Source organism: Pseudomonas sp. Ps21-P2 (assembly GCF_039672565.1).
Taxonomy (GTDB): domain Bacteria; phylum Pseudomonadota; class Gammaproteobacteria; order Pseudomonadales; family Pseudomonadaceae; genus Aquipseudomonas.
In genome coordinates, this window is record NZ_JBDFPL010000009.1 from 324,345 (window position 1) to 332,045 (window position 7,701).

General features: G+C 62.5%; 3 protein-coding genes. 2 read left to right on the forward strand and 1 reads right to left on the reverse strand.

Annotated features, from left to right (window positions below):
- Positions 1–143: 143 nt before the first annotated feature.
- Positions 144–3,944 carry a bifunctional nitrate reductase/sulfite reductase flavoprotein subunit alpha gene (locus tag ABEH28_RS22890; RefSeq protein WP_346631143.1) on the reverse strand — a complete coding sequence of 1,267 codons (3,801 nt, stop codon included), beginning with the start codon at positions 3,942–3,944 and terminating at the stop codon, positions 144–146.
- Positions 3,945–4,535: 591 nt separating this feature from the next.
- Here ABEH28_RS22890 and nirB point away from each other — a divergent pair.
- Complete coding sequence (nirB, locus tag ABEH28_RS22895) at positions 4,536–7,097, forward strand: nitrite reductase large subunit NirB (RefSeq protein ID WP_346631144.1); 2,562 nt, start codon at positions 4,536–4,538, stop codon at positions 7,095–7,097.
- Complete coding sequence (gene nirD / locus ABEH28_RS22900; protein ID WP_346631145.1) at positions 7,094–7,471, forward strand: nitrite reductase small subunit NirD; 378 nt, start codon at positions 7,094–7,096, stop codon at positions 7,469–7,471. Before nirB ends, nirD begins: the two co-directional genes overlap by 4 nt.
- The last annotated feature ends 230 nt before the right edge of the window (positions 7,472–7,701 follow it).

Below are 7,701 nucleotides of genomic sequence, written 5' to 3' on the forward strand. Positions count from 1 at the left end.
CTTATCAGGCTGCCGCGATCAATGGCTACCGGCATGAGAGGGAGAAAAGGCAGATAAGTTCAGGTATCCAAAGGTTTTCTTGTTTGATCGAGAAATCCGTTCAGTTGGGGTTCAGCGGCCAGCCACAGGGTGAGCGAACGCGGCTAATACACGTCCCGCACGTAGCGCTTTTGCTCAGTCAGACAGCGCAACTGTTCGGCGGCTTTTTCCAGGCTCATGCCGCCTTTCTCGCTGATCACACGACGCAGCGCCTGATCGACATCCCGCGCCATCCGCGAGGCATCGCCGCAGATATACAGGTGCGCGCCCTCCTCCAGCCAGCGCCAGAGTTCGGCGCCCTGTTCCTGTATGCGCTGCTGGACGTAGATCTTCTCTGCCTGATCCCGGGAAAACGCCAGGCTCAGCCGGGTCAGCAGGCCGTCCTGCCGCATGCCTTGCAGCTCATCGCGGTAGTAAAAGTCGGTGGCCTGATGCTGCTCGCCGAAGAACAGCCAGTTACGGCCCCGATCGCCCCGGGCGCGCCGCTCCTGCAGAAACGCCCGAAACGGCGCCACCCCGGTGCCCGGGCCGATCATGATCATCGGCACATCGCCATCGAGGGGCGGGCGAAAATGCCGCGTGGGTTGCAGGAAAATGGGCACCTCGCACTCCCCCGCCCGATCGGCCAGGAAGGTCGATGAAACGCCTTTGCGCGGGCCGTAGCGCACGGCGGAAACCGTCAGGTGAACTTCATCGGGATGCGCCTTGGCGCTCGACGCGATGGAATAAAGCCGTGGCTGCAGCGGTTTGAGGTGGTCAAGCCACTCCTCCGCAGAGCAGGCAATCGGGAACTCGCGCAACACGTCGGCCAACTGCCGGCCCCACAGCCAGTCCTTCAGCTCGCTCTTGAACGGCTCGGTCAGGAGTGTTTTCAGGTCATTGCTGCCGTTGCGCTCGGCGATGAATGCCAGGGTGTCCGCGCTCGGTCGTGCTATCTCGAATTGCTCGGCCAGCGCCTGACGCAGCGGCACGTCGGTCGTCTTCACGCCACGCACCGATTGCTCGGCGTTCAGTCCCGTGAGCTTGATCAATTCATCGACTAGCTCGGGGCAATTGCGCGGCCAGACCCCCAAGGCGTCGCCGGCTTCATAGGTCATGCCCGAGCCTTCCAGGGTCAGCGCCAGTTGCCGCGTGTCCTTCGCGGCACCGTCTGCGTTCAGACGCCGGTTGAGGGACAAACGCGCGTGATGGGGCTGCGTCCGTGACGGTTGATTCCCAAAAACCGGTGCGTTGTCGACGATTGAAGGAATAGGAAGATTCAGCGACAGGGCCTGCTGCAACCCTGTGAACCAAGTGTCTGCTTGGGCCTGGTATTCGCCGTCGCACTCGACTCTGGCGATCAGCGGTGAAGCGCCTAAGTGTTGCAGGCGCTGGTCGAGGTTCTTGCCGTGCTGGCAAAAGCGGTCGTAACTTGAATCACCGAGCGCCAGCACGGCGTAGCGCAGCGACGCCAGAGGCGCTTTCCGGGCAGCCAGTGACTGCCAGAATTGTTGCCCGTTGTCGGGGGATTCGCCGTCGCCGAAGGTGCTGCTGATCAGTGCGACGTGCTGCAGCTGGTCAAGACGCTCCGAGGGAAAACTGTCCATCGCTGCGACCTGAACCGCCACGCCGGCGGTTTTCAAATGGTCACCGAACTGCCGGGCCAACGCTTCGGCATTCCCGGTTTGGGATGCCCAGAGCAGCGTCAACAGCGGCGCTTGGTCGGACGCTGTTTGCGTCACAGTCTCGGCTTGGGGCAAATCGAGGAAGCGATGCCCGATCAGCTCGACTTTGCGCAAAGCGACCGCACAGCACTTGAATTCGGGCTGTCGGGAAATGGGGTCGACGGCGTCATTGGTTACTGCGTTGATCGCCAGTTTGTCGCCGTACACGTCGTTCCAGTGAAAGGGCGCGAAGCAGTTGCCCTGCAGCACACGGTCGCTGATCAGCGCAGGCAACACCGCCAGCCCTCGCGCGGAACGGATCTCGACGCCATCGCCTTCGCGGATGCCCAGCCCAAGGGCATCGTCGGGGTGCAGCTCGACGAACGGCCGCGCGTTCAGCGCGTTCAGTGTCGGCACTTTCCCGGTCTTGGTGAGCGTGTGCCATTGGTGTTGCAGGCGGCCGGTGTTGAGCACCATGGGAAATGCGTCGTTGGGCAGTTCAGCCGGCGCCATGTGCGGGCGTGGGAAAAATACCGCCTTGCCGTTTGCGGTGGGAAAAAGGATCGCAGGACGTGTCGCTGCCTCAACGGGTTGTGCGTCGGTATCGCTCAGGTAACGGATCGGGTTGCGTGTGTGCTCGTCGGCTGGGGCGCACGGCCACTGCACCGGTTGATCCCTCAGCCGCCCATAACTCGCGCCGCGAATGTCGTAGCCCGTGGCGGGGTTCCACGCCTGCTTGATTTCCTCGAACACCTCCTCCGCAGAGGCGTAACTGAAGGCGTCGGCGAAGCCCATTTCACAGGCGACCCTGGCGATGATCTGCCAGTCCGGCAACGCTTGCCCCGGCGCATCGACGGCTTGTTGCGTCAGGTTGAGGGTGCGTTCGGAGTTGATCATCACCCCTTCCGCCTCGGCCCAGAGCGCGCCCGGCAACAGGATGTCGGCGTAGCGATTGGTTTCGGTGTCGAGGAAGGCGTCCTGGGTGATGACCAGTTCGGCAGTCTTCAGGGCGTCGATGACCGAAGTGCGGTTGGCGACACTGGCCACCGGGTTGGTGCAGATGATCCAGCAGGCCTTGATCACGCCGTCGCGCATCTGCTCGAAAAGGTCGATGGTGCCGCCGCCGGGCTGGTGCGGGATGCTGCCGTGCGGGATGTTCCAGAGGTCTTCGATGAAGCGGCGGTCGGCGTCCACTAACACCGAGCGCTGTCCGGGAAGTCCGGGGCCCATGTAGCCCATTTCCCTTCCGCCCATGGCATTCGGCTGGCCTGTCAGGGAAAACGGACCGCTGCCGGGCCGACAAATTGCCCCGGTCGCCAGATGCAGGTTGCACAGCGCGTTGGTGTTCCAGGTGCCGTGGGTGCTCTGGTTCAGGCCCATGGTCCAGCAACTCATCCACTCCTGCGCCGCGCCGATCATCCGCGCCGCCTGACGAATGTCGGCTTCGGCCAGGCCGGTGACCTGCGCGACGTAAGCCGGCGTGTACTCGGCGAGGAACTCGGGCATGACGTCCCAGCCCTGGGTGAACGAGGCGATGAAATCGGCGTCGGTGTCGCCGTTCTCCACCAGCAAGTGCAACAGGCCATTGAGCAGCGCGAGGTCAGTACCCGGTTTGATTTGCAGGAACAGCCCGGCCTTGTCGGCGGTGGCGCTGCGCCGGGGATCGACAACGATCAGCTTCGCCCCGGCCTTGACCCGGTCCATCATGCGCAGGAACAGGATCGGGTGACAGTCAGCCATGTTGGCGCCAATCACGAAAAACAGGTCGGCTTTGTCAAAGTCATCGTAAGAGCCCGGCGGCCCGTCCGCGCCCAATGAAAGCTTGTAGCCGCTGCCCGCGCTCGCCATGCACAGCCGCGAGTTGGACTCGATATTGGGCGTGCCCACGAAGCCTTTGGCGAGTTTGTTGGCCAGGTATTGCGCCTCCAGGGACATCTGCCCCGAGACGTAAAACGCCAGTGCGGCGGGGCCGTCGCGGTCCAGAATCCCACGCAAGCGCCGGGCGGTTTCGCTGATCGCGGCGTCCATTTCCGCGCGCACCGGCTCGTGGCTGCGCTGATGGCGGATGTACGCCGACTCCATCCGCCCGGACTCGGCAATCGCCTGGCCACAGGTGGTGCCTTTGGTGCACAGGCGGCCGAAATTGCTCGGGTGGGTCTTGTCGCCAACCACCTTGATGACCCGGTTGTCCTCGACCTGCATGACGATGCCGCAGCCAACGCCGCAATAAGGACACACGCTCTTTACGCTGTTGCTCGCCATATTCCGTTTCCTGAAAGCAAAAAAAGACGCCCTGTTCTCAGCCGTTGAAAAACGGAGAGCACACGGCGCCTTTGTCGTGAATATGGCAATCGGCGTTGATTGCCTGCGGGCACGGTGTTGCAAACGGCAGGCCAGCGTGGCCGAGGGACGTGCAGCGGAGGTATTCAGTGGATTTTGCTAATGTGATGAATGGACGCTGAGCTTCACCGTGGGGCGCACCAGGGTAAATCGCACCCTTTTCGAGCCGGAACCGTCTGCTCTCGAGGGTGATGAGATCGGCTTACGATCACGCTTCTACCCGTAAAACGTACGCGTCTGGCCGGAACGAAACGGGGCCAATGCCTTGATATTGCCCGCTGGCACAGCCATTGCTACGTCCCTTATCAAGTCCAGCCTGAACACGCGGTTGGCAGCCCTGGCCGGTCAACGCGGACCGCCAGCCGTCCACGGCATCGGGCTCACCAGATTGACGTCGACACTGTGGTCGCGCGGCAACCCATAAAGAACAGGCAAAGGCGCCTGGAACCGAGAGGTTCCGGGCGCCTTTTTTTTGCTTTCAAAAAACCTGATTGGCCTTGGCCGGGACTCGATATGACCACCACAGTCGCCCCACTCAACGACGTCCAAACCCTGATCGTCATCGGCAACGGCATGGTGGGTCACCACTGCGTCGAGCAGTTGATCGCCGCCGGAGCCCTTGAGCGCTACCGCATTCATGTGTTCGGTGAGGAAGGCCAGCGCGCATACGACCGCGTGCACCTGTCCGAATACTTTGGCGGTCGCGACGCCGAGTCACTGGCGATGAGCGCAGCTTCTTTATATGAGCAGACCGGGCTTGCGCTGCACCTGGGCGTGCCGGTGCTGGAAATCGACCGGGCGCGGCGCGAAGTGATCACCGCCAAGGGCAGCTTTGGTTACGACAAGCTGGTGCTGGCGACGGGTTCGTATCCTTTCGTTCCGCCCATCGAAGGTGCTGAAGGCAACTCGCGACTGGTCTACCGCACGCTGGACGACCTCGACACCATCCGCGCCGCGGCGAGTCAGGCGAAACGCGGTGTGGTGGTCGGCGGTGGGCTGTTGGGACTGGAAGCGGCCAACGCGCTGAAGTCGCTGGGTCTGGAAGCCCACGTGGTTGAATTTGCGCCACGCTTGATGCCGGTGCAGCTGGATGACCACGGCGGCGCCGCCCTGAAGGCGCGCATCGAAGCGCTGGGCGTTGGCGTGCATCTGTCTCGCGCGACGCAATCCATCAGCGCGGGTGAGGAATACCGCTACCGGATGAATTTCGCCGGCGATGAATTCCTCGAAACCGACCTGATCGTCTTCTCCGCCGGCATACGCCCCCAAGACGCCCTCGCCCGCCAGTGTGAGCTGGCGCTGGGCCCGCGCGGCGGCATCGCCATCGACGAACATTGCCGCACCAGCGACGCCGACATTTTCGCCATCGGTGAGTGTGCGGCCTGGAACGGCAGCGTTTTTGGCCTCGTCGCGCCGGGTTATCAAATGGCGCGCAATGTCGCCGCGCAATTGTGCGGCCAGGTCGCCGAGCCTTTTTTCGGCGCCGACATGTCGACCAAACTCAAACTGCTCGGCGTCGATGTCGGCTCCATCGGCGATGCCCATGGTGCGTTGGCGGGTGCGCGCAGTTACCGGTTTATCGACGAGGCCAGCGGCAGTTATCGCCGTCTGGTGGTGTCGGCCGATGGCAAAAAAGTCCTCGGCGCCGTGCTGGTGGGTGACAACAGCTATTACGACACCCTGCTGCAATACGCGCAGAACGGCATCAAGCTGCCCGCCGATCCATCGAGCCTGATCCTGCCCCACAGCGACGGCGCGCCGACGTTGGGTGCCGATGCCCTGCCCGCCACGGCGACTATTTGTTCGTGCCACAACGTCAGCAAAGCCTCAATTTGCTCGGCCATCGATGGTGGCTGCACCGATCTTGCCGGGCTCAAGGCCTGCACCAAAGCAGCCACCGGTTGTGGCGGCTGTACGGCGCTGCTGAAAAGCGTGTTCGAGCACGAACTCATTGCCCGCGGCGTGGCCGTCGATAAAAGTCTGTGCGAGCACTTCGCCTTTACCCGGCAGGAGCTGTACGCCTTCGCCCGCGTGGAAAACATCGAAAGCTTCGACGAGATGCTTGCCCGCCACGGCAAAGGCCATCTGGGTTGCGACATCTGCAAACCCACCGTCGGCTCGATTCTCGCCTCGTGCTGGAACCGGCCGATCATGGACCCGTCGCTGGTGCCGCTGCAGGACACCAACGACACCTTCATGGCCAACATGCAGAAGAACGGCACGTATTCGGTTGTGCCGCGCATCCCGGCGGGCGAGATCACTGCGGACGGCCTGATCGCGATCGGCGCGGTCGCGAAGAAATACGACCTGTACACCAAGATCACCGGCGGCCAGCGCATCGACCTGTTCGGCGCGCAGCTGCATGAGCTGCCGGACATCTGGGCCGAGCTGATCGCTGCCGGATTCGAGACCGGCCATGCCTACGGCAAGTCGACACGGACGGTGAAATCCTGCGTCGGCAGCACCTGGTGCCGTTACGGCGTTCAGGACAGCGTGCAAATGGCGCTCAACATCGAGGACCGCTACAAAGGCCTTCGCTCGCCGCACAAGCTGAAATTCGCGGTGTCCGGCTGCACCCGTGAATGCGCCGAAGCACAGAGCAAGGACATTGGCGTGATCGCCACGGAGAACGGCTGGAACCTGTACGTGTGCGGCAATGGCGGCATGCGCCCGCGCCACGCCGAGCTGTTCGCCACCGATCTGGACGACGAGACACTGATTCGTTACATCGACCGCGTGCTGATGTTTTACATCCGCACCGCTGACAAGTTGCAGCGGACCTCGGTCTGGCGCGAGTCCCTGGAAGGCGGGCTGGATTTTCTGAAAGCGGTGGTGATCGACGACAGCCTGGGGCTCGCCGCCGAGCTGGAGGCGCAGATGCAGTTGGTGGTCGACCGTTACGAGTGTGAATGGGCGAACGCGCTGAAGAGCCCGGAGAAACTCAAGCGCTTCCGCACGTTCGTCAATGACAAAGGCGCCGACCCGGACATTCATTTCGTCAAGGAGCGCAGCCAGCGTCGTCCGGCGCGCGCTGAAGAGTTGAATCTGATTGCCGCAGTGGAGGTTGCACGATGAGCCAGGCCAATGCAGCAGTGATGGAGTTGCCGAAAACTCAGATGTGGCGCGCGGTCTGTACGCGTGAGGATCTGGTGCTGAATTCCGGTGTGGTGGCGCTGGTGGGCACTGCGCAGGTGGCGCTGTTTTATGTGGCGTCTCTCGGCGGCGCGCCGCAGTTGTTCGCGGTGGACAATCGCGATCCGGTCACGGGGGTGAATGTGATTGGTCGGGGGTTGATTGGCAGTTTGGGCGGGGATCTTGTGATCGCTTCGCCTTTATATAAGCAGCATTACCGACTCAAGGACGGTACGTGTCTGGAGGATGCGGCGTTGCGATTGCGGACCTGGCCAGTGCGGCTGGTGGGGGATGTGGTGGAGATAGATGTGGGGTGAGGCGTTCAGGGGACTGATTTATTTACAGCGCTTCATCGTAAATTAATCTGTCCCCGGATCTACGGCGTTGCTTAGTCCGCGAAGATCAAAAGCGTCTGCCTAGGGGCAGACTGTTTCGCCTTCGGCGAGTTACTTGATAAAGCCCCAAGTAACCAAGGGCTTGTGCTCCTGGTTGGGCCCCTCCTGCGTCGGGGTTCCTTCACTCCGGTCTCGCTCCGTGGGCCCGCGCC